Below are 23704 nucleotides of genomic sequence, written 5' to 3'. Positions count from 1 at the left end.
AGTGTCTATTTAAGTTACCGAGAGTATCCCAACCGTCGTTAGCGCAAAGTATGGCGAGAAGGGTTAGAGGTCGCAATCAAGGTCAAAGGTTCACAGGGAAACCGACGAGTCGAATGGGTTAAACCAGAACATCCTTGGAGTGCTATTAGTGCGAAATCAGAAGTTCATGCGGTGCTCATGCTGTAGCTCCAGTACTTTTAGACAAGAGTTTTCCAGATATTAGTACAATTGCTCAGCCATTGATGCTAAAAATAATTGCACTTATCTCTATCTGATGATTCTCAGACAACTTTAGCAGTTTGAGGCATGGAGAAATTTACAGCCGTTCTGATACAGCCAACCACATTGCCAAAAATAGCCGTTGAGCGATCGCAACAGTTGATGAAGTTTAGTTCATGGTAGGAATGCCAATACGCTGACCTGTAATAGAAGCAGGTTACTGTGTTGAACAAATTGCTTCTTGCACACCCGAAGGACGCACCCAGTCACAGGCTTGCTGAATCAACTCGTCTAAGCTACGGATGTGCCATTGGTGGGGTGTGTTGTCTTTAGAAACCACCACAATACTTTTACCATCGGCACTGAGTGCCATTGCAGAGCCTTCGTATTCCGCAATCTGATTGCCATTTGCATCCCATACTCGAACACGGCGATCGCTCCCCAGCGTTGCAATGCGTTGACCGTCTGCGCTGACCTGTATTGTATTGTTTTCGGTAGGCGATAACTTTAACCAATTTTGCCGTCCTCGCAAGGTTGTGATTAACCCGTTGAGATTCCACACATAAGCCTGATTCACCTGTGGAGAAATAAATTGATCTGCTTCAGAATTGACGAATGCGTAACCTCCAGGAGTAGAAAACAGGGATGTTTCCCGCATCCACCGAGCAGGACGCATCGCAGAAACCCGATTGCCCTGTAAATCCCACTGCTGAACAGGCGAAGTGTTGGCATTCCCGTCTACAAGGACGACCAGCCTTTGACCATCGGCTGTGAAACGGATCTGGTTAACCCGGGCAGAACTCACCAAAAAAGATGTCACCGCCTGCCCTTGCAAGGTCCAGAGACGAACTGTTTGGACTCCTTCCATCGTTGCAAAGTGTTGACCATCGGGGCTGAAGGCGATCGTGTGTATTGCGTCTTTATTGGCAGGAGTCGTTACGACTTTTTCCCCAGTTATTGTCCAGATTTGAACAACGTTCATGTCGTTCAAGGTTGCTACGTAGCGTCCATCAGGGCTGACGGGATAGTTCCACTTCCTGCTCATGTTTTCTGTGTCATAGCCCCATGTACCAGGTAGTCTGGCAACGATTTGGCCCTGGCGGTTCCAGACCGTTACTATTTTGTTTTGGCGACTGTGTGTTAGTAGGTACTCTCCGGTTGGGCTGAATTTAAGTTCATCAATCGCATCTTGATTAGATAAGGGGAGCGAAAACTGTACTTTTGTTTGAGTATTCCAGATCGTCACCGTTCCGTTTTCCAGTAGGGCAGCCAATAACTGACCATCCTTGCTCATCTGAAGTTTACGAATTGGATGAGAAGTTACGGGATAGGAGGTTCCTGAAGTTTGTAGATGCAGCAATATGGCTTTCGTTGTGCTTTCGTTGGGCCTTTGGGTCAGGGCAAGTGCATTACCATCTGTTGTAAACTCTAACTGGTGGTCAGATGTACCAAAGGAAAACGTTGCTAGTTTTGCTCCTTGCAGATTCCAAAGACGAGTGTTAGCAGCGAGAGAACGGTCTGCATCAAAACCAATAGTTGCAATCCTTTGTCCATCTGAACTAATAGCGATCGCCTGACCTCCACCCGAGTAGGCTTGAAATTGGCGAATCAACCTCCCTTGCGAGTTATGTAACTGAACGTTTCCACGATTGCTGATAATTGCAATCAACTGATCATCAGGACTCATTTGAACATCCACTCGCGTTTCTAGTAACGGATTGAAATTACCGTTGGATTGTCCTTGTGGCTGCACTGGAATTGTTGCGATCGTATTGCCTTTCAAATCACAGACGGTAACTTGACTAGAAATTACAAAGACAAAGCGGCTACTGGGGCTAAACCCGGCTCGTGCGTCAGATCCTGGGTAACGACAAGCACCAGTTATCTGACCTTGTGAATCCCGAATGACTACCTGCCCCTCTTCCGGTGTGTACCAATACTGCCCGTTAGGGCTAAACCCGCTCCAAATTGATTGCTGGGGGAATGTCGCCACTAGCCTTCCTTGATCTGTCCAGAGCTTCGTAATGCGATCGCTTCCTGAAACACTAACGCCACCGCCTTCCCCTTGGGCAACATCAGCACTTCTTGGTTCAGAGGTGAGGATCAAATGACCATTTGTATTCAACTGAACATCAAACAAAGGCAACTGCAAACCTGAAAGGGTGACGATCTTTTGTCCTTCCGTCGTCCACAGAGTGGCTTTGTCGTTTTCTGCACTGCTCAACTCATCCTGAACGGTGAGAAAGCGATGACCATCATCGCTGAGTGCAACTTTTGATATTCCTTCCCGCTGTCGCAGTTGATTGAGCAGTTTTCCTTGAAGATTAAAGACTTGAAAGTCAGTGCGATCGGGGAACGTCCAGGACATGAAAGACAGAATGCGCCCACCATCGGGAGCAGCAGGGCGAACGACAGAGTTACCAATCGGACCAAGAGGCTGTTCTTGAATGCGATCGAGTATCGATTGTAGTGCCACAATTGGCGCACTGATGGGATACTGCCTTGCACCACCTGCCGCTTGCTGTAGGTTGTAAACTGCTCCCATCGCAGAGCGAAGAGATTCGCTTTGCTGGTTGGGAAAGTTTTCTACAGCATCTGCGCTCATCTGTTCTGCCTGACTGACTAAGAGAACACGGTTGAATGCTCGATTTGACCAAAAAGCAATCCCTCCAGCAACGAGTAGCGCAACAGTTAAAATTCCTGCGCCCAATCGCAACCGCCGTCGAGCAATCCGGTTTGCATTTGAGAGAATTTCGTTTGCTCGTTTTGTTTCCTGGTTTTCAAACTGCTGGCTAAGACGCAAAAATTCGCTATCTTGCTGGCTTAAAGTTTTATCGTTTGCCCAGGTGAGTGCTTCCTCCAAACTTTGCCCTCGCAGGAGACGAGACTGATCCTTTTTGTCAGAGCTAAGCCATGCATTTAAGGCAGTAGCGTAAGGGCGGAGGTTATTCATCGTCATTTCTACCCATTCAAGATTAAAGACTGCTGCATAAATAGGGTTGCGCACCCGCAGCCCGTTTTGCTGCTTCACCACTAATCCCGATAGGCGTAATTCCAGTTGTTCTGGGCTGCCATCTGAAACGACAGATTGTTGCAGAACTTGTTGATAAATGCCTAACAGTCGGCTCGTTTGAGTTTCATTGCGAAGGAGGCGATCGCGGATAGTTCGCAAGTGCTCTGGTTCATCTTGCGTTTCCCAGTTTTGAATGAGGTAAGTGTGGATAAGATGGGCGATTTTAGCCTTTTGATTCTCAATCTCGGATGGCTCTGAACACCAATGTTTCAGAATCAGGCGACAAACTTTTTGTGTGAGAAAAGGTTGCCCACCCGTCCAGTAGAGAATTTCTTGCAGTACAGTGTTGGGATCTGAAACGGTAGAAACGAGTCCATCTGCAAGAACCTTTGTCTGTTGGTATTGAAAGCCATTAAGGGCGATCGCTCTGCCAATATTGAAGGGAGTACGAGTTCTGTCTTGAATTAAATCGGAGGGTGTCGCAACACCGAGTAGACAAAAAGTAAGATGGCATTTCGTTTCATTTGTCTGTTCATTTGCATAGGAACGAATTAAGGCAAAGAAGTCATTAATTTCAAAGTTGAGACTGAGGACACTATCAATTTCATCAACAAAAATAACAATAGATTGATTTTCAGAATGAGTGAGTAAAACGTCGTCAATAAAAGTACTCAGGAGATGAATATGAGATAAATTTGAGCGATCGCTCAACCAGCTCTTTAAATTGATTTTGCCAACTAAATTTGCACCTCGCCATAATTCTGAAACAATCCGTTCGTACCATTGCTGTGGGGTAATATGCTCACTGCCCACCCGTGTCATATCGATCGCAATGCAGCAAACCCCCTCTGTCCGTAACCGATGCGTTACCCGCACCCGCAAGCTAGATTTTCCCATTTGCCGACAATTAAACACGTAGCAAAACTGGCCAGCTTTCAGTGCGGCGTAAAGCTCCTGATCTGCCTGTCGTTCTACATAGCTGGGGGCATCTACTCTGAGGCTCCCTCCAACCTGATACTCATATTGCATAGAACCATGAGTGAGATGATGATCTGTACGATTCCACTGTAAATGAGGCTCAATAGGATTGGATGATTTGTGCAAAAGAATGCACAGTCGTTATGAGGAATTACGATCGCACTGCTGGATGACGCAAGAAATATTGTCGATACAGTTCACAGCTTACCGTTGCGCGATCGCCCTTCAATTTCACTAAACCCACGCTTTCTAACTGGTATGCGATTTGCGGATTCAGCACAATTCCTGCGTCTGCCTGGATAACTTGATCAAAAGATTGCTGTAATTCTGGATGTTCCTGTAGCAGTTGCCACAGTCGTCGCAAATGATCTCGATAGATTCCGGCTTGAGTGGGGGCAGTTTGCAGCAGTGCCGTGAGTGCCAAATCACCCTGATGGAGATGATAAAAAGCTAGTTGCAGGAGGTAGGGATGCCCCCCAACTACATTCATCAAATCCTGTTCGTCTTGCGTTGACCATCGCAAACCGTAACGAGTTGCTAAAAGATGAACTTGCGATGCAGGTAATTCCGTTAACCGGATGGGTAAGCCCACATTAAAGGGGGATTGATTTAAATGCAGGGGAATGTAAACCTCGGTCGAGTGGGCAATGACTAACCGCAACCGCTGCCACACTTCCAGGTTATTCGCCTCCTCGTGCCAGCTTCGCAGTAAGGTAAAAAATCCCTGGGCGATCGCTTCGTATTCAAACAACCAATCGACATCATCTAAACCTAAAACTACCCCCTGCGGAAATGCTTCTAGAATGACCGATTGCATAAATGTCGTGCAGCTACTGAGGCTGCCAAACCGCTCTGCATCCCAATATTCATCAAGATTGGCAGCCAGATTCAAACGACGACTCAAATTAGAACAAAACCACTGCAAAAAGCTATCGAGTGTTTCTAGAACCGCAAGTTCCGCCTGCCGCAGATTGATACGAACAATGGTAATGTCGGCCGACTGTGCTGCTGTCAGGATGCGATTCAACAAGGATGTTTTGCCCATTCGCTGAGGTGCGCGAATCCGGATCAGTGCTCCCGGTTTGATGATTTCTCGCAGCGATCGCTCCTCCTCCGGACTCCGCTCGACGTAGAATGCCGAATCCAGAGATAACGGACTTCCTGGAAACTCTGGATTCTTTAAAAGCCCACCCCGCATCGCTTCTGGACTGACTAATTCTGGTTGGAAACGAGCAAACAAGTCAATCAAATCTTCTCGGTAGGAATAGTGCTGCCCGTTTTTGTTATTGAGTTTGAAAGCTTTGCCAATGTTGGCTAAATGGCGACGAATGGTAGAAGGTTCTAGATATAAAGCATCGGCGATTGCTTCATCGGTTTCGCCGCGCAAAAATCGCTGCAACACCTTCTGCTGTTTGGAGGTTAGATCCTCCAAAATGACTTTGAACTCAGCTTCTTTCATACGTCATCACGGTTGTATCGCGGTGTTCTATTGCTTGAACTGGTTTCATTTATTGTCAAGCCTTGAGGTGAAATTGATCATTTCAAGATTTGCGGTCGTGTGGTTTGGCAAGACCATGAAGGCGGTAAAATCGTGGTTGTGTTGCGAAAATCGGTCAACAGTAAGGTGTGATAGATTAAACTCTTGCATCTGATTTTCTATGTCTTCTTCATCCCTGTCTCAGTGGCGGCATTTTTTGCCAGAAATCATCCTGCTGAATGTTCGGTGGTATTGTCGCTACTCGCTGAGTTTGCGGGATTTGGAGGAAATGATGGCTGAGCGTGGAGTGAACGTGGATCACTCAACCATCAACCGTTGGGTGTTGAAGTATGCTCCGGAACTCGACAAACGCATTCGACCTTACCTGAAGCCAACAAACGACTCCGGGCGCGTGGACACAACTTACAGCAAAATCAAGGGCTTGTGGCAATATCTATTATCGTGCAGTCGATTCGGAGGGCAATACCCTTGGCTTTATGCTGAGTGCCAAGCGGGATAGTAAGGCATGTATTCACCCACCTGCCTCGACGGGTGACTCGCGAGGAAATAGTCGAGGCTTTTCGAGTGGTGTCCCTGGGGTGTGATGTGAGTGATCTGGCTCCTCAAGTGGCGATCGCTCGATGGGATGACATACCCCCACCTAGCCAGAATTTGCCAGCAGCACACGATGCCATTCTCAAACACGTTGAGAAATTGATTAGTGAACTGAAACAAACCAATTAGAGGATTGAGTAGGGATTTAACTCATGACTGATGCCGTAGAAAAACAAGAACAGTCTCCATCCGAACTCACGAGGCCACCATACTCACTCTGGCAACTGACACTCTATTTAATCAAATTAGGCAGTTTAGGGTTTGGTGGTCCGATCGCCCTCGTGGGTTACATGCACCGCGACTTGGTTGAAGAGCGGCAGTGGATTTCTGAGGCGAGTTATCAAGAAGGATTAACCCTAGCTCAGGTTGCTCCGGGTCCGCTTGCTGCCTAATTAGGCTTCTACATGGGCTACGTTCATTACGGCATTCTTGGGTCTACCCTCGTTGGCGTTGCCTTTGTCCTGCCCTCCTTTTTGATGGTTGTGGCATTGGGTGTGCTTATACCAACTATGGTGGTCTGAGTTGGATGCAAGCAGTGTTCTACGGGGTTGGAGCTTGCGTCATTGGTATCATTGCCCAAAGTGCCTACAAATTGACAAAGAAGACCATCGGCACAGATTGGCTATTGTGGTCAATTTATCTGGTGAATGCTGTCTCGACCATCATCACGCAATCGGAACGAGTCAAACTCATCCTAGCAGGAGAAATTCCCACCTGGTTGATCACAACACCACCTAAAAACTGGTTCAAAGATAAGAAGCTCAATAGTCTCATCGGCTTACCTTTGATACCAATCATTGCATCTGTACCCTCTGCCTCTTCTGGTTTGCTCTGGCAGATCTTCACCTTTTTTGTACAGCGGGTTCATTTGTATTTGCAGTGGGTTAGCGATCGTTCCTTTCCTTTATGGTGGGGTGGTTAAGCACTATCAGTGGCTGGATGCTCAACAGTTTCTGGATGCAGTAGCAGTGGCAATGATTACGCCAGGTCCGGTTGTGATTACGACTGGGTTTATTGGCTTTTTGGTGGCAGGGTTTTCAGGGGCGTGTATTGCGGCTCTGGGAACGTTTATTCCTTGCTACCTACTCACGATTATCCCAGCCCCTTACTTTAAGAAGCATGGCAAGAAGCCTGCGATCGCTGCCTTTGTCAATGGTGTGACGGTTGCTCGACTGACAAAACTAAGAAGCTGGAAAGCGGCTGAGGACGGTAAATTCACGCTCAAAGGAATCATTCTGTTGTTGCTTGGATGCAATGGCAGGTTGAGGGTCAGGCAGGCTTGAGAGAAACGGATAAACCTGAATTTTCCATTGCAGGGTAATGGCAAGACGAAGCCAATTCCAACCGAGCTTGAGATAACTCATCCCCCGATTCCAGTGAGCATCGACTCAGCGGCGATCGCCTCTACTAGTTTAGACCTGAATCTGTTGAGGTACAGGTTCTGAGAAGTCTGCGATGACTGGCAGATGATCACTTAGTTGAGAGCCATACACTCGCTCCAGATCACCTGTTGCACAAGCCCTTAGTTTTGCCGTAAGACCGGAAGTTACAAACAAGTAGTCCAGTTGTGCGTGAGGAAGGAGGGTACCCGGTTTTCGGTACGTTGGTGTCAGTGCTCCCTGGTATTGCCGCAAGCAATCTGTGAAGCCGATTGTTGCCATGCGATCGAGCCACTCCCGGTTGCCACGCGGACCACCCTTCCAGCTATCAAAAGACTCACAGGCATTAAAGTCACCAGCCACAACCCACTCAGATCCATCTTCACTACGCTGACGAAGGGCTGCCACGAGCAAGTCTGTAACCCAAACATCTGGGTTTTGCGTGAGCTTCACCAGGCTCAGATCCTGTCCAATCAGCCGATCTCGTGCCACAGGCCAGGGAGGCGAGTACACCCCTACAACGGTTAATGGCATAAAACCATCTACTGCAACCCTAAATGAGAGTAAGTTACCTGCAAAGCGTTGAAGTTCTGTATCGACCCACTCAATTCCAGATCGAAGGAGAACAGGCTCAGCGATCGCCCCACGTACCAGCATTACTGAATGGAAGCGTTGCTGCCCACCCGCTTTTGTCAACGGTACAACTGAGCGCACTTGGTAGGACTCGGACACCCCAGTAGGAAGTGCTGAGACTTCCTGCAATAGAGCAATATCGGGTGATAGTTCAAGGAGATATTTCCATAACGGGTTTGATGCAGACGCGCGGCGACAATTCCAACTGAGAATCCGAAGCGGCATGGCAGGGAGTAACGAACACTACTGAGTCTATTCAACGCCATGATTGTTGAATCAGCACCTGTATCTCCTGAAAGTATTTGGCATATTTACAAATGGCTTCTTTGCATCATCCATGCCTTACTTAATGTCCTTGTACAAATCAATCTGACTGCTTTCGTTAGAGCAATCCCCTGTTGTCGTAACAAACTGCTGCCACTACGGGCGACCCCATGACATTCTGATCAGAGCGATCGCACCCTTTACCTGGGTCCAGTCCTAAGCCATTTTGAGTTTATGACACCGCTCAATGAACGGTTGTCTGATTCGGAGTGGAAAGCTCAAATTCAGAGCGGCAATTTACCTCGATGACCCGAATGGCAGCAGGATTACCTAGTTCCAAAGATGGCTTTGAAAACGGAAACCTGAACTCACCTCAGAAGCAGCCCAACCTCTGTTGTGGGAACCAATTCTGCTCCCTCATCAAGGTAAGCTCTCACAAGCTAAGCCATCGCGATCGCCATCTAACCTGTGGGGGTCACGGCGATCGCGGTTCAACATCCGCTGGGCTTCTGCTTGAGTTTTAAAGTCAGAGCAATTGAGATCCAGTGGGGGCATCGTTGGACGTGGGGAAGGAGATGGAGAAGGTCGCACAGAAGGACACGGAGATGGTGCTAGAGTGGGGCTATAAACTACTTCCCGCACACGTTACATCTCAACTTGAGATTAAAATATCCCTCGTTTGAGTGGCTACTCAACACTCCACTTCATCCCAATCCATCTTTTGTGGGAAACTTCTTTGGCTGCCTCAACTTGCTATTAATTCAGTCACAACTCAACACCTGATTTAGTCACTACCCACTATCTCCCCCTCTCAACAACTTTTTCAAAACCTACTCAAAGCTCTTTAAATTCTGATAATGCCTTCAATCTCAACTTCTCACAATCGTAATCACAGAGTACACTGTATTGCTCTGGTAATCGAGTTTGGCAGAGAAGAGCACTTCTTAATTGTATTATTGTCAAATTTTGAGCATGGAGGAGATGAGCTTTGCTGAGGTCGGCATTGCTCAGGTTGGCATTACTCAGGTTAGCATCACTAAAGTGGGCACTTCTAAGCTTGGCATCTGTGAGGTTGGCACCTGTGAGGTCGGTCTCTCTGAGGTAGGCGTCTGTGAGGTTAGCACCTGTGAGATTGGTATTGCTGAGGTTGGTCAGTCTGAAGTTGGCACCTGTGAGGTCAGTATGGTTGAGGACAGTATGAGTGAGATTGGCACGGCTGAGGTAGGCATAGCTGAGGTTTGTATGGCTGAGATTGGCATGGCTGAGGTTAGCTCTCTCCAAGTTAATGTTCCTCAGGTTGGCTCCTCTCAGGTCAATTCCACTCAAATCAATCGCGCCCAGATCTAGCCCCACCCTTTCAATCACATTGGAATCTGCTAGAAACTTGATAGCTGCTGCTTTATGTTTTAAATCATCTCCTAGCCGTCTGAAGATCGATAAGGTTCTAGCTCTAATAAGATCTCTAGCGGCATCTAACAGCTCCTGCTCTGCTTCGGTAACTGCACTCGGTAACGGGTTAACTACTGCTGTTGGGGTGGTTACATCTGGTTCTAGTCTAGTTTTACTAATCTTGATTTGATCTTGAACCTTTGTGGCGATCGCAATTAGGTTCTTTTCAATCAGCAATTGAGAGAGCCAGTCAATAAAACCTTGCAATGCTTCTTCATTCTGATGAGCCTGTGCAATCTCCTTCTCCTGCTGGGCTATCTCCTTTTCTTGCTCTGCCTGTTTTGCTAAGCGTTGTTCTTGCAACTTCTGTAACCACCACCCCAGTAATGCTAAAGATGCAGGGACTCCAATCAAACTGAGGATGTCCCACAGCGTTTTACCCGATTGAGGTGTGATTGTAACCGTCCTCTCAACATATCCATTAGCATCGGGTGTAGCTGAGACCGGCGATTTAACTGTTGTGGTTGTCTCATCTTCCCCAAAGCCTGTCCATTCAAACTGTTTACCCACTTGAAACAGGACTGTTAGAACGGCGATCGCTACTGCTGCAATTACGAGTGGTGTTCTGAACCTGGATAGAACCTTGAATCTGGAGGAAGGGGAGGGCATACACGCAGTTGAAGGATGTGGAGGCAAGTCTATTCTATAGCGATCCTAAATGATTCATGAAAATAGGCCGTACATAGAAGCCTTGGGAAAATTAAATGTCTGACGATGGGTGACAAACTCAAATAACCATTTCACAGTCGAGAAGGATTGGCACAGATGATAGAACTCTCGAATAAATCGCTTTGCCTGCAACCAAATATCCTCAACGGGGTTTTGACGAGGGTCATTGGGGGCAAAGCGAATGCAAGTAATCCTCCACTCAGACTCTTGTAACCCTTGATTTACGGAGGCTAGATAGTCTTTGACAGCCTGAGAGCGATGATAGCTTGCTCCATCCCATATCAAAGCAATTCGGGATTCAGGACACTCCGCTAGCAGGGCTTGCAAGAAGGCAATGGTGAACTCAGAATTCCCTTGCTCGAAAGCCTGAACGAAAAACTTGTGGCTCAAGATATTGAAGGCTCCATAGTAGGTCTGCTTCTGGCGTTCATTGCTCATCGGTACTTCAATCCGTTCGCTCGTTTTGCCCCAGACATAACCGCACAAATCTCCCCACAGGAGATGACATTCATCCTGAAAAAAGACGACTAACTCACCCGAACTAATCTGGTGACGGTGTTGTTCCAACCAATCTGTGATTTCCTGTTTTTTTCTCTACCGCTTGGGGGTCTGCTTTCGGATTGCGCTTCTGAGTCTTCTTCCAGCTAATACCAGCGGCTGAAAACAACTCGTAATAGCTCTGCTTGGAAGCAAACACCACGTCGTAGACCGCCTCAAGGTGCTGCTGTAGTTCGTTCAGATTCCAGTAGTTCTTTGCCTTAAGCCAATCAATCACCGCTTGTCGTTGCTCGTTATCGAGATAACCGACTGAACCTTGATGCTCGAGCGCTAATCCAGCAACACCTTGTATTTCATAGGCTTGCTTCCATTTACTAATGAAACCAACAGATACCTGTAAGACATCTCGGATTGCAAAGTAGGTGTATTCTTGTAACACCATTTGCACCGCAAGTGCCCGTTTCAATTCACGTGGATCTGGATTGCTTTGGATAAACTCAGTTAGTTCGTCCATAGATGAATGAACAATCGCGAATGTAAGTTCTAATGCAGCTAATCACCTCTCTGTGTTTTCACAAATGATTTAGGATTGCTATATAGTATGAAAGATAGAGGAAAAATTAACCAGGAATGATTGAATATTTTGATAAGTTAGAACTAAGTCTTAAGATTTGGTCGCTGTAAATCGGTGATTCACACTGCTAGAGATCATCCTGCTCGAAGTGCATTGGTACTGCCGTTGCTCCTAATCATGGACGCTCAAAGGAGATGTGGCAGAGTAAGGAGTAAAAGTGAATTATTTTATATTTTATATTCAACTGATGGGTTCTGAAATTACGTTACTGGAGTTGGACGCGCAAATCCGTTCTTACCTGGGTTACATCAGTGATTCTTGACGCGAAGTGCCGCTACTTAAACAGAGACGGAGCAGCCATAGGAGAAAATTGACCGCTCCGCCCTACCATTTTTGTGTTACTCCTGTCTCAAGTCCTACAATTGTGATAAAAAAATGATGATTTGAGTACCCAGACCTAACAGTTTCCTAAGCTGCGCTCGTTGTGTTGAAAATCTCACGCAGAGCTGAGGCTGCATCTTCAACCAAAGTCATGGAAACATCTAACTTGCCTGTCATTAATAAGAAGTCGTGAATAACACCTGGGTAAACCTTGGCGATCACTGGAATACCTGCATCCTTCAGCTTTCCGGCATATGCCTGTCCTTCGTCGCGGTAGCCATCAAATTGGGCATCGGCGACAAAGGCAGGTGGCAAGTCTTGAACGTTGGCATACAAGGGCGAAACAAGTGGATCTTTAGGATCATGCCCCGCAGGTAAGTATTGGTTGTTTAAGGCATTCATCTCGTAGTCACGAGTCAGCCAGGGACCTTCGGCAAACGATCGCCACGAATCAGAACTGAGGGTGACATCGGTAACGGGGTAAAACAACGCTTGATACCTCACTTGCACCCGTCCGGCATCTCGCGCTCGAATTGCATTTACTGCTGCTAAATTGCCACCTACGCTATCACCAGCAACGGCTAAGCGATCGCCATCAACATTGAGTGTATCAGCATTGTCATAGACCCAATTCAACACAGCAAAGGCATCATCTGTTTGGGTTGGGAATTTGTGTTCAGGCGTAAGGCGATACGCTACTGAAACGAAGGTGCAACCTGAGCGATTTGCCAGTAATCGGAGGGCACGATCATGACTATCAAGGCTTCCTTTCTCAAAACCACCGCCATGGGTGTAGATGATGACTGGAAGCTTATCAGCTTTAGGACGGTAAATCCGGATGGGAATGTCACCATTTGGACCAGGGACAGAAGCATCTTCAATCTGGTGGATAGTTTCTGGTGTGCCACCAAGATCGGCAAATAGAGCATCAAAAGCTCTGCGTTTCGCGTCAAATTCAGCAGGCAACCCACCCGATTGGGCGGCGGCTTCTAGTATAGCTCTGGCTTGAGGATCGAGTTGATCATCGATCGCAACTCCAGTGATGAGATCTCTAAACATAGGCTCCTGTGCAATAGTGATTGAATGATTAAGCGGTGTGACGAACGCGATCGCAATGGCAACAATACTTGCAATCATCCAGAAACGAATGGCACGACGTAAGCTTTTCATGAGTTTGCCTGAATGGTATTTCAATCACAAATGAATTTGCTTAAGAAACGGATTGATGAAGCTGGCAGTGATTCTGAACTAATTTGATTCTCTTGGTTTGTGTCACTTTGACCAGTCAAGATTGATGAAATTGATAAGTTAGATGAAACATTAAAGATTTAAACCACTACTAGAAATTGATTTCTCACTTCTAGTAGTTGTAGATGAGGTGGGATACTTTCGGGGGTGTCTTGCTCAAGTGAAACGATCGCACTTGTTGTTCAATTTCCAGGTCAGCATGGGTGACGCGATTGTGCTGGCGTAGATGTTCTGACCAGGATTCCACCACAAATGTCTCTAAATAACGGCTTGGATCTGCCAGATCACAACACACGCCCCAGTAAATGGCTCCATCTCGTTGCCGCACTTCTCCCAGCATCTGCATTGTCTGACGAAATGCTTGTGCTTCGTCAGGGTTGATGTAATATTCCAACGTCACCAAAACCGGGCCATCATCCGGACGTAGTTCGACAACCACCGTTGGCTCTGCCCAATGCAATGCGGGAGCGAGATCTAACTGTTCTCCAGATCTGAGGCGATAGCGAACGCTGGCGGTCAATCCTACCAAGAGTCCCAATCCAGCAAATAACAGAGCGATCGCAATGCTGGTTCGGGCTGCTATTGCGCCCCAAAAAATGCTGCTCAATGCCATGCCACCCTGAAACACAAGCTGATACATTCCCAGAGCGCGTGCCTGCACCCATTGGGGAACAACCGTTTGAGCCGCAACGTTGAGAACGGACAGGAGATTTACCCAGGCAACGCCCGCTGCCACCATGAAAAGGCACAGCCCCCAAAACTCTCGCACATATGCCAGCGCAATTGTAGCCATCGCAAACATGATCGTCGCCACCATGATTTGGTGGTTGAGGGAGAAGATTTGGCGAATTTTAGGCAGGAGGGCTGCCCCAATCACCGCTCCTAACCCCATGCAGCCTAACAAGACTCCATAATGAACGGCATCCAATCCCAACTCCTGCCGCACTACAACAGGCAACAAAGCCCACAATGCACTACCACAGCAGATAAACACTCCACCTCGAATTAATACTGCTTGTAGGGATGGGGCATGGCGCAAATAGCGAACTCCGGCTCGAATCGCGCCGATGGTTCGCTCAGTTGGCAGCGTGCTGGTGCGTGGCGGACGCTGCCAGCGGTAAATTACACCCATGACACCCAGGAATGAAAGCGCATTGAGCAGGAATACGGCACTGGGTCCAGCGGCAGCAACGAGCAATCCCGCGATTGCAGGCCCAACCGCTCTGGCTGCGTTAAATGCCACTCCATTGAGTGCGACTGCTGCCGCCAGGTCAGATTTGGGAACCAATTCGGGGATAATGGCTTGCCAAACGGGAGCGTTCATCGCTGACCCCAATCCCAACGCAAAGGTGAAGGCTAGAAGTGTCCAGGCATTGACCAAATCTAACCAGGATAGGACAGTGAGCCCGGCGGCTGCCACCAGCATCCAGCCTTGAGTCCAGAGCAATAGCTGGCGACGATCGACAATATCGGCGATCGCCCCAGCAGGCAATCCCACCAGAAACACAGGAAGGCTGGTTGTGGCTTGCAGCAGTGCAACCAGCAGCGGCGATGGGGTTAATGAAGTCATTAACCAAGCGGCTCCCACATTCTGCATCCAGGTGCCGATGTTGGATGCGATCGCAGCAATCCACAGTGCCCGAAACAGCGGTTGCCGGAGCGGTGCCCATGCAGAAGAGGGGGTTGGCTGAGCAATTGCCATGCAGTTAATGGGGGTAGAACAACAAAGCGTCCAATGAGAGATTACCAGCACCTACCAGCAGAAATAGCAGGGCAATCGCCAGATAGACTAGCGATGCTTCGTAAGAGTCTCCGGGTGCATCGGGGATTTGCTTAATAAATGGCAGTCCGTTCATCAGGTGTAGGAGGAGGGCAACTGCCATCATCCCTGCTAGCGTACTCGCCGCGATAGGAGTGAATAATCCAACCATCATGGCAATTCCACCCAAAAATATTGTAAAAGCGGCGATCGCTTGCAGGTAGCCAGGAAATCCTGAATGCTTTCTGGCTTCAATATCCATCCAATCGAGTGGATGTTTTACCTTAAGCCAGCCATGTTGGATTAAGGCGGTTCCCCAAGCTAGTCGTAGACTTAAAAGTCCCCACGCGGCGAAACCGCTTACTAATGGAGGAAGGTATTGGGAGACGTTGTAAACTTGCATACATCGATCCCGACTAAGATTTGAACACAAATTTGACAATCAGTTCATAGCAAAAGCCACCAATCAATACTCCTGCGGCTCCAATTAATCCCAACAGTGGCGGCACAGGAGGAATGAGTTTCATGCCAGCAAAAATCACGCCAACAATCCAGCCTCCTAATAACGCCATACCAATATCTTTGACAAATCCTGCCATTTGACAGCTCCTATAGTTCAATCGGGGAAAGGGAGAGAAAGACAAAGGGGGTTGAGAGAATTGGGAAAAGGAGAAATATGGCGATTCATTCATTCGCCTTTCGCTTGTCCCTTTCGCCTTAAAACGCAAAACAATCACATCCCGTTCCACTCCAAAAGCTAGAGAGGGAACCCGTTGTATTTAATGCTGTTTCTCCAGTGCGGCAGTTAGATTTGTGAGCAGGCTGATGAAACCAAGCACAGATTGCGGTGCAGATATGGGAAGCCAGCGCACCAACCGTGACGGGTGGGCGAGAATAATAACCTCCGTAGGTTGCGATCGGTGACCACTCAGGCAGTACAGGAACGGAGGGTGGATCGAAGTCTTTGAACTCTTTAGTGGCATAAACCACCTTGCCACCGACAATCGTCAGTACCGACTCCAGACTTTTTATTCGCTCTTCTGAGATGGAAAAGTAATCATCAGTTAGGACAGCTAAGTCTGCCAGTTGACCGGGAACGATCGCCCCTTTCTTGCCTTCTTCTGACGAAAACCAACTGCTGCCCACGGTATAGAGCCGCAACGCTTCCATGCGAGCGAGCCGATTTGCTTCGGGATATAGAGTCGTGCCACCAACGGTCTTACCGCTCACCATCCAGTAGAGGGAGACGAAGGGATTATAGCTGGCAACACGAGTGGCATCCGTCCCGGCTCCAACTGGTACATCCAGTTCCAACATGCGAGCGATCGGGGGGGTGCGTTCAGCCGCTTGTTTGCCGTAGCGATCGATAAAATAATCCCCTTGAAATGCCATGCGATGTTGTACAGCAATACCACCCCCTAACGCTTTGACTCGTTCAATATTGCGATCGCTGATGGTTTCGGCATGATCAAAGAACCAGTGCAGGCCATTAAAGGGAATCTCCCGATTCACTTCCTCAAAGACGTTTAAGAAGCGATCGATTGACTCATCATAGGTAGCGTGTAACCGGAATGACCAATGGTTTTCTGCCAACAGTGACACAACCCCTGTTAATTCGGTCTCCAGTGATTCTGCCAAATCTGGACGGGGTTCCAGGAAGTCCTCAAAGTCAGCGGCAGAAAAGACAAGCATTTCGCCTGCCCCATTCATTCGGTAGAGGTCATCTCCATTACCCGGTTTGGTCAGTGTGACCCAGTTGGCAAAATCCTCCCGTTCTTGTTTGGGGTGCTGGGTGAATAGATTGTAGGCAACGCGGACGGTGAGTAGTCCCTGTTTGTGCAAGTCTTCAATCACCTGATAGTCTTCCGGATAATTCTGAAAGCCACCCCCCGCATCGATCGCACTGGTAATGCCCAACCGATTCATCTCGCGCATGAAGTGGCGCGTGGAGTTGACTTGATACTCATAGGGTAACTTCGGCCCTTGTGCCAGGGTTGCATAGAGAATCATGGCATTAGGACGGGCAATCAGCATTCCGGTAGGGTTGCCATTGCTATCTCGTTGAATTTCACCACCGATGGGTTGGGGGGTATCTTTGGTGTAGCCCACAGTTTTCAACGCTGCCCGATTGAGTAGAGCGCGATCGTACAAATGCAGCACAAACACAGGTGTATCAGGTGCAGCCTGGTTAATCTCTTCCAGTGTGGGCAACCGTCGTTCGGCAAATTGAAACTCTGACCAACCGCCCACGACGCGAACCCATTGCGGGCTTGGAGTCCGCTCTGCCTGCTCTTTCAGCATTCGTAAGCCATCGGCAAGGGATGGAACGCCATCCCAGCGCAGTTCCAGGTTGTAGTTGAGTCCACCCCGAATTAAGTGCAGGTGAGAGTCGTTTAATCCGGGAATGACGGTGCGATGACGTAGATCAATCACTTGTGTCTGATCACCTCTCGTTGCCATCACTTCTTTTTCAGTCCCGACCACCAGAAAGCGATCGCCTTTGATGGCAACGGCTTCAGCAAAAGAGCGGCGATCGTCTTGAGTTGCAATTCGTCCGTTAAACAGAATCAGATCCGCTTGAGTGTTGTTCAGGATATTGGTTGTCATATATTAAACTCCTGATAGGGAAGATGAAGCGTCTACTCAATGCAAGCCGCAAGTGATGTTAGTAGGATGGTTGAGAGAAAGTTGAAAGCTTTGCTCCTCGACCAACGAGCTAAGAATGAATCTGGTCTGGTGGAGCGGATTTTAGTTGCAAGGTAGTGACTGCAACAATGATCAAGACTCCCCCAATGATTTGCAGGATCGTCAGGGTTTGACTAAACCATGTCCATGCCAAAATTGCGGCTACAAATGGCTCTAATGTGGCAACGATCGCTGCTCGTTCTGCTTGAACTCGTTGAATGCTCCAAAGAAACAGTAAGTAAGGCATCAGGTTGCCAGCGATGCCGACAAACAGTACTTTGGGGAAATTGTCTGGTGTCAGCAACATCAATGGCAATCCCTGTGTGAACAGATAGGCTAACCAGAACAAACTTGCTACTGCATAGGTTTTTAAAAGAATGTCGATCGCTGCTCCTGAACCACTCAGTTGCTCACTTAAAACAATGTAAGCCGCAAAGAAGATTGCCGTTGTTAGCCCAACTCCAATGCCAAACCAATTGACCTGATCCAGATTACTTTCCAGAAGCTTGGAGACTAAAACAACTCCAGTCATCGAGAGAATCAAAGCAATGGCAACTAGTCGAGATGGGGCATGGCGCGAAGCAAAGGATGTCCACAAAACCACCAAAATTGGAGCCGTAAATAGCAGCACAATTGCGATCGCAACAGGAAGTTGCTGAATAGCGATGTAATCGGCACCAATTAAACAGACGAGTACCAATCCCAGGACAAATTGTTTCCAGTGCATTTTTTGAGTTTGTCCACGCCCAAAGAAGCTGTGTAAAATGGCTAGCCCAAAGGTAGCAATCATGGCACTGGCCCCAGCTAGCTCCAGGGGGTTGACTCCAGCAGTGAACAAATCGTAGGCAACATTAGCGGCGATCGCCCAAAACAGGACAGTAAACAAGATTGCCACTAGTCCCAAAGAACTGGAAGAAAAGCGTTTAGTTGTTGTGTCGGTTGATAGATCCAACATAATGATTTACTCCGGAAGGGTACAAGGATTTCCGATGGTTTCACTAAAACCATGCTTTCTCCACAACTGCGTGTATTTGTTAAAGCAAAAGGTAATTGATTGATGTGTCAGCTATTCCTAAATTGGTTAAAGCTGTGGGTATAGCCATTTGCGAAACAGCTTTGTGAGTTGCGGCATCAGCAGGTAAGTGAGACAACAGACGACCAATCCAGTGATGATCAACTGGCTGAGTAGTAGAGGCAGCCTGGACAATAACGGTGCTAGTAAACGACTGAGAATTGCCAAAGTAATGAAAACTCCCAGCCATGTCACCAGAAACATCTTGTAACGGGGAGGTGGGGGTTTTAACGGTTTGTCAGAGAGTGTGAACCAGGTTTCTAAGCCTGTCAGCGTTTGTATGGCTTCTGGCTTTTCAACCAAAGGCTGTAATCGTTCCACCCATTCGCGCCGCACATCTGACTCCATCCACTGTTTGAGATGGTGATAGTGATCAAATCGAACAATTACTACATACTCAGGATGAACATGCTCGCGGGGTCGAATCACGCTAATTCCCAAATGCCCTTTAAATTTCTGCGCTGCCTGGGTAATGCCGTGCAGCCATTCCTCATATCCCTGCTCCCGCCCCGATCGAATGAGATGGGAAATAACGGCAGTCACCTGATCGCTTTCTTCATCAGTGCCAATGAGTGATTCTTTCAACATAGAAATTAGCCCTTCGCAATTTGGTCATGAGCCATTAGCCATTAACCGTACAAATGACCAATGATTAATGACTAATGGCTGCTTCACTTGAATGACTACTGCTTTAACTACGCATGAGTCAAGGCATGGACTTTTTCATTACTGGGAGGTGCGCCATGTACCATCGTGTAGGCATACTCCACACCCACCCCGTATGCACCAGAGTGTTCCTTGACTAAACCCATAACAGCATCGTAGGTTTCTCTATGTGCCCAATCGCGCTGGTACTCTAGCAATACTTGTTGCCAGGTCACAGGTACTGCTCCAGCTTGAACAATCCGTTGAATGGCAGCATCATGAGCAACTTGGCTGGTTCCCCCAGACGCATCAACGACGGCATACACTTCATAACCTGCTTCCATTGCCTGAATTGCCGGAAATACCAAACAAACTTCTGTCCATAGGGCTGCCATAACCAGTTTTTTGCGCCCGATGCGTTCGACTTCTGCCACAAATTTGGCATCTCCCCAGGAGTTCATGCTAGTGCGCTCGATCGGCGTTTGGTCGGGAAAGAGTTCTAACAGTTGGGGCCACATATAACCACTGAAGCTTTTGGTTTCAACGGTGGTGAGAATCGTAGGCACGTTGAAAATTTTGGCTGCTTTTGCCAAACCCACAGTGTTGTTAATCAGGGTTTGGCGATCGATACTAGTGACTCCAAAGGTCATTTGCGGTTGATGGTCGATCAAGATGACGGTGGAGTTCTCTGGCGTTAACAGGCTGTGAATCGTCATGAGAGTTTGCTTCCTGGTTATGGGTAAAAGGACGAAGGGAGAGTCATTGCTGCTTGCCTTCGCTGATGCCTCAGTGTGGAAGATAGATACGGAATCAACCAGGAACGATTGAATGTTTTGATAAGTTAGAACAAAGGCTTAAGATTTAGTCGCGCATATTGACTACTGCAAATCGGCTCGAATTTCGCGTCTAACGATAACATCCCTATGAGTTTGAGCGATTGAGAATTGGAAAAAATCGATCGAACAATGTGAGAATCAGAATTATCATAAAGAAATCTTATTGATAGTGTAGATGATTTGCGTTGCGAGATAATTCTTCACTGTTAGATTTGTAAAGATAGACAGCAAGTCTTCCTATCTGAAACAGCCATTCAAGAAGAGCCTCTTGATTGATTAGCGATGTTCTCGCAATTGCCTCAAGAATCTGCTGAGTAATTGATTTAAACCAAAAGAATTTGCAATGGCAACCCAACCGCCCGATCGCGTCAGCGTTTCTGCTATAGAATATCGTCTCTTAGAAGCCACTGCCCAAGCTGTTAATGCTCTACTGACGCGCTGCTCCGCAGATACCGCAAGGGTCGCCCCTTTGGATCAAGCCGTTAATACAGCCCTGCAAATTTTGGGTGAGAGTTTAGACACCGATCGTGTCAATATTCATGAGACGGTTGCCTCACCTCCCGATTCAGCGTTTCCAGGCTGGCGTGCGTTGGAATATGAGTGGAATTCATCGAGAACAGTTCCACAGTATGCTGATCAGAAAGCGGCTCAAGGCAGCTTTGAGGAGATTCCGGAGATTTTTGAGCGATTGCACCAGGGGCAAATCATGAGTTATCTCATTGAAGAGATGCTCGAACCCTTTCGCAGTACTCAAATGGCGATCGGGATAAAGTCTACCCACCTTGTTCCCATTTTTGTAGAAGGTCAGTGGTGGGGTGTGCTGGGAATGGATGACTGCCGCGAAGCAAAACAGCGCAGTGAGGGGGAATTAGCCATATTAAGGGTTGCGGCTGATTGTATTGGTAGTGCCATTGAGCGCGATCGCACTCAACAAGCTCTCCTACAAGCCGAACAAGAGCGTACACGCAATGCTGCGAAGCACTCGCAAGAACTCGAACAACTCAATGCCGAACTGCGGCAAACGCTCGAACACCTCACGGAATCAGAACACCGCTATCGGACTCTGTTTGAGTTGAGCAGCGAAGGAATCTATCGATGGCAATTAGACCAGCCTATTTCTATAGCCTTAACCGTTGATGAGCAAGTGGAGCGAATTCGTCACTCCCTTTACGTCGCTGAGGCAAATGCTGCCTATGCTGCGATGTATGGCTTACCGACAACTGATGCCGCTTCGGGTTTGCGCCTGAGTGATGCCCACATTTTAACTTCAGGTAAAAATTTTGAATTTCTGCGTTGGTGCATTGAGAACGGCTATTGCATCCGAGCGGCAGAATCAGAAGAAATCACCCCCAAAGGAAAGCGGTGCTATTTTCTCAATAACGTTATTGGAATTGTTGAAGATGGACACCTCATCGGTGGCTGGGGAACCCAACTTGACATTAGTGAGCTACGGGAAACTCAGCAAGCTTTATTGGAAGCAGAACAAAAGCGATCGCAAGAACTTGAACGAATTAACGCTGAACTGCAACAAACCCTCAATCGCCTAACAGAGTCGGAACAGCGATACCGCCAACTGATGGAACTTGCTAGCGAAGGAATTTTTCGAGTGGAGTATGAACAACCCATTCCAATTGATCTTCCTGTAGAAGAGCAAGTTAAACGGATTTATCAGCAATATCATGTTGTTGAGCATAACCTTGCCTTTGCTCAAATGTATGGTCATGATCAACCAGATGCGATGATTGGTGCTCGATTGACTGATTGGCATGTTACAGATGCTCCTGAGAATGCAATACAGATGGAGCAGTTTGTCCGGAATGGGCATCAGATGAGAAATCAGGAAACGGTGGAGTTCGATCGCTTTGGGCAGAAACGATACTTCCTCAACAATGGATTTAGTATCATCCGAGATGGCTATGCGGTCAGTGGGTGGGGCACTCAGATTGATATCACTGAACTTCGAGAAACACAACAAGCTTTACTGGAAGCAGAACAAGCACGAGTCGCAGAACTCGCAAAAGTAAATGAAGAGTTACAGCAGCGCGATCGCCTTTTAGAGGCAACAGCAACTGCGGCAAATATTCTGTCTACAGTCACCAACTTTGACGAAGCAGTCAACACTGCCTTACAAATCCTTGGAGAAGCGATAGACACCGATCGTATTGCAGTGCTTGAGAACTTTGATGTTCCTTCTGAACGGCTTCCCCACTGGCGGGTTTTGTATGAATGGGATGCTGCTCACACTCCATCGCAACTTTCTCATCCCGATGCAACTCAGGGAAGTTATGAGAACTCAGAGGAATGGTACAAGCAGTTTATTCAGGGACAAGGGGTTAGCTATCTATTAGGGGAGATACCGGAAAAGCTTCGGGTTGACCTGGAAAAAGTGGGTGTTAAGGCAACGAATGCTGTCCCTATTTTTGTGGAGGATCAGTTTTGGGGTGTACTCGGCTTTGACGATTGCCGCGAAGCAAAACAGCGGAGTTCGGCAGAATTGTCTGTGCTTAAGATTGCTGCTGATTGTATTGGCAGTGCTATCCAGCAACAACGAACTCAACAAGCTTTACTACGAACAGAACAGGCGCGAGTCGCAGAACTGGCGAAAGCCAATGAAGAGTTGCAGCAACGCGATCGCCTCCTTTCAGTCGTTGCCCAAGTCACGAAAGATCTACTCGAAGCAGAAGATATAGATGTTGCTATTCCTGCTGCTTTGCAAGCGGTTGGGGAAGTGGCAAATATGAGTCGTGTGTTGTTACACATTGAACGCCTTGCCCCAACGACACCGCGTTTAAGCCATTGTGTTGCCTATGAATGGACCGCAGAAGGAATTAACACCCACCGTTCTGTTGGTTTAGATGTCATGGACAACGAAGACTATCAAGTCCTGATTCAACCGATGTACAATGGGCAATCTGTCTGGCGAGTTATTGATGACTTACCTGATGTCACTGGGCGACAATTTAAGAAACTTGATATTCAATCAACTGGTGTGATTCCAGTTTTTATTGAAGGACGCTACATTGGCTGTGTTGCCTTTGATGATTGCATCACACCTCGTCAATGGAGCCAACAGGAAATTGATGTATTGACGACCGCAGCAGAGAGCATTGGGGCAGCACTACACCGGAAGCAACTGGTCGATCGCCTAATTGAAGAACGCATTCATGCTGAACAAGAACGAGCAGCAGAACTGGCAAAGGCTAACAACACACTCAAACAAACAGTTGATGTACTGGCAACAGAAACAGACTTGAATCGCTTCTTAGGACACGTGCTTCAAGTCATTGCCAACCAACTTGACGCACCGTTA

Annotated in this window: 19 protein-coding genes and 3 pseudogenes; 8 read left to right on the top strand and 14 right to left on the bottom strand. The window is 47.7% G+C overall.

Annotation, left to right across the window (positions count from 1 at the left end; translation table 11 throughout):
* Window positions 1-42: 42 nt before the first annotated feature.
* Window positions 43-171 (top strand): annotated as a pseudogene (locus tag H6G89_RS33335) (IS1 family transposase); the annotation flags it as partial.
* 265 nt (window positions 172-436) lie between these two features.
* On the opposite strand, the gene H6G89_RS33330 reads toward H6G89_RS33335, so the two are convergent.
* Together H6G89_RS33330 and H6G89_RS33325 are read right to left on the bottom strand one after the other, a co-directional pair.
* On the bottom strand, window positions 437-4261 hold the full coding sequence (locus H6G89_RS33330; protein ID WP_190514316.1) for an AAA-like domain-containing protein: 3825 nt from the start codon (window positions 4259-4261) through the stop codon (window positions 437-439).
* A 100-nt stretch (window positions 4262-4361) separates the two neighbouring features.
* Window positions 4362-5669, bottom strand: coding sequence for an AAA-like domain-containing protein (locus H6G89_RS33325; protein WP_190514315.1), 1308 nt, complete (start codon window positions 5667-5669; stop codon window positions 4362-4364).
* A gap of 199 nt (window positions 5670-5868) precedes the next feature.
* On the opposite strand from H6G89_RS33325, the pseudogene H6G89_RS33320 reads away from it, so the two are divergent.
* The 5 genes and pseudogenes from H6G89_RS33320 to H6G89_RS34715 all read left to right on the top strand — a co-directional run.
* Window positions 5869-6214 (top strand): annotated as a pseudogene (locus H6G89_RS33320) (IS6 family transposase); the annotation flags it as partial.
* A gap of 25 nt (window positions 6215-6239) precedes the next feature.
* Window positions 6240-6431 (top strand): hypothetical protein, encoded by a 192-nt coding sequence (locus H6G89_RS33315; protein ID WP_190514318.1) that lies wholly within the window; start codon window positions 6240-6242, stop codon window positions 6429-6431.
* Window positions 6432-6454: 23 nt separating this feature from the next.
* Entirely contained in the window at window positions 6455-6694 is a 240-nt protein-coding gene (locus H6G89_RS34725) for a chromate transporter (RefSeq protein ID WP_199337094.1), read from the top strand.
* 134 nt (window positions 6695-6828) lie between these two features.
* Window positions 6829-7224 (top strand): hypothetical protein, encoded by a 396-nt coding sequence (locus H6G89_RS34720; RefSeq protein WP_199337093.1) that lies wholly within the window; start codon window positions 6829-6831, stop codon window positions 7222-7224.
* A complete protein-coding gene (locus tag H6G89_RS34715; RefSeq protein WP_199337092.1) occupies window positions 7154-7585 on the top strand; it encodes a chromate transporter in 432 nt (143 codons plus the stop codon). The genes H6G89_RS34720 and H6G89_RS34715 overlap by 71 nt, the downstream gene beginning before the upstream one ends.
* Window positions 7586-7714: 129 nt before the next feature.
* Here H6G89_RS34715 and H6G89_RS33305 read toward each other — a convergent pair whose 3' ends face one another.
* Window positions 7715-8539 (bottom strand): endonuclease/exonuclease/phosphatase family protein, encoded by an 825-nt coding sequence (locus tag H6G89_RS33305; protein ID WP_190514314.1) that lies wholly within the window; start codon window positions 8537-8539, stop codon window positions 7715-7717.
* Between the two features lie 240 nt (window positions 8540-8779).
* On the opposite strand from H6G89_RS33305, the pseudogene H6G89_RS36530 reads away from it, so the two are divergent.
* Window positions 8780-8887 (top strand): annotated as a pseudogene (locus tag H6G89_RS36530) (DUF3160 domain-containing protein); the annotation flags it as partial.
* Between the two features lie 111 nt (window positions 8888-8998).
* Here the strand turns inward: H6G89_RS36530 and H6G89_RS33295 are convergent.
* From H6G89_RS33295 to H6G89_RS33245, 11 genes are all read right to left on the bottom strand, one after another.
* Window positions 8999-9133, bottom strand: a complete 135-nt coding sequence (locus H6G89_RS33295; RefSeq protein WP_190514313.1) for an excalibur calcium-binding domain-containing protein — start codon at window positions 9131-9133, stop codon at window positions 8999-9001.
* A 279-nt stretch (window positions 9134-9412) separates the two neighbouring features.
* A complete protein-coding gene (locus H6G89_RS33290) occupies window positions 9413-10636 on the bottom strand; it encodes a pentapeptide repeat-containing protein (RefSeq protein ID WP_190514312.1) in 1224 nt (407 codons plus the stop codon).
* A gap of 54 nt (window positions 10637-10690) precedes the next feature.
* A protein-coding gene (locus H6G89_RS33285) for an IS630 family transposase (RefSeq protein WP_199337091.1) occupies window positions 10691-11708 on the bottom strand; the annotation gives its coding sequence in 2 pieces (ribosomal slippage) (window positions 10691-11282 and window positions 11281-11708; 1020 coding nt in all).
* Window positions 11709-12236: 528 nt separating this feature from the next.
* Entirely contained in the window at window positions 12237-13319 is a 1083-nt protein-coding gene (locus H6G89_RS33280) for an alpha/beta hydrolase (protein WP_190514310.1), read from the bottom strand.
* 190 nt (window positions 13320-13509) lie between these two features.
* Complete coding sequence (locus H6G89_RS33275) at window positions 13510-15099, bottom strand: MFS transporter (protein WP_190514309.1); 1590 nt, start codon at window positions 15097-15099, stop codon at window positions 13510-13512.
* Window positions 15100-15103: 4 nt separating this feature from the next.
* A complete protein-coding gene (locus H6G89_RS33270) occupies window positions 15104-15559 on the bottom strand; it encodes a DoxX family protein (protein WP_190514308.1) in 456 nt (151 codons plus the stop codon).
* A 13-nt stretch (window positions 15560-15572) separates the two neighbouring features.
* Window positions 15573-15755, bottom strand: a complete 183-nt coding sequence (locus H6G89_RS33265; RefSeq protein WP_190514307.1) for a XapX domain protein — start codon at window positions 15753-15755, stop codon at window positions 15573-15575.
* A 118-nt stretch (window positions 15756-15873) separates the two neighbouring features.
* On the bottom strand, window positions 15874-17763 hold the full coding sequence (locus H6G89_RS33260; RefSeq protein WP_190514306.1) for an amidohydrolase: 1890 nt from the start codon (window positions 17761-17763) through the stop codon (window positions 15874-15876).
* Window positions 17764-17872: 109 nt separating this feature from the next.
* On the bottom strand, window positions 17873-18796 hold the full coding sequence (locus H6G89_RS33255) for an EamA family transporter (RefSeq protein ID WP_190514305.1): 924 nt from the start codon (window positions 18794-18796) through the stop codon (window positions 17873-17875).
* A 126-nt stretch (window positions 18797-18922) separates the two neighbouring features.
* On the bottom strand, window positions 18923-19501 hold the full coding sequence (locus H6G89_RS33250) for an antibiotic biosynthesis monooxygenase (protein WP_190514304.1): 579 nt from the start codon (window positions 19499-19501) through the stop codon (window positions 18923-18925).
* 107 nt (window positions 19502-19608) lie between these two features.
* Window positions 19609-20274, bottom strand: coding sequence for a hydrolase (locus H6G89_RS33245; protein WP_190514303.1), 666 nt, complete (start codon window positions 20272-20274; stop codon window positions 19609-19611).
* A gap of 463 nt (window positions 20275-20737) precedes the next feature.
* On the opposite strand from H6G89_RS33245, the gene H6G89_RS33240 reads away from it, so the two are divergent.
* The coding region (locus H6G89_RS33240) for a GAF domain-containing protein (RefSeq protein ID WP_190514302.1) at window positions 20738-23704 on the top strand (2967 nt) is incomplete at its 3' end.

It is taken from the genome of Oscillatoria sp. FACHB-1407, from assembly GCF_014697545.1.
Lineage (GTDB): Bacteria > Cyanobacteriota > Cyanobacteriia > Elainellales > Elainellaceae > FACHB-1407.
This window is presented reverse-complemented; position numbering and strand designations above follow the sequence as displayed.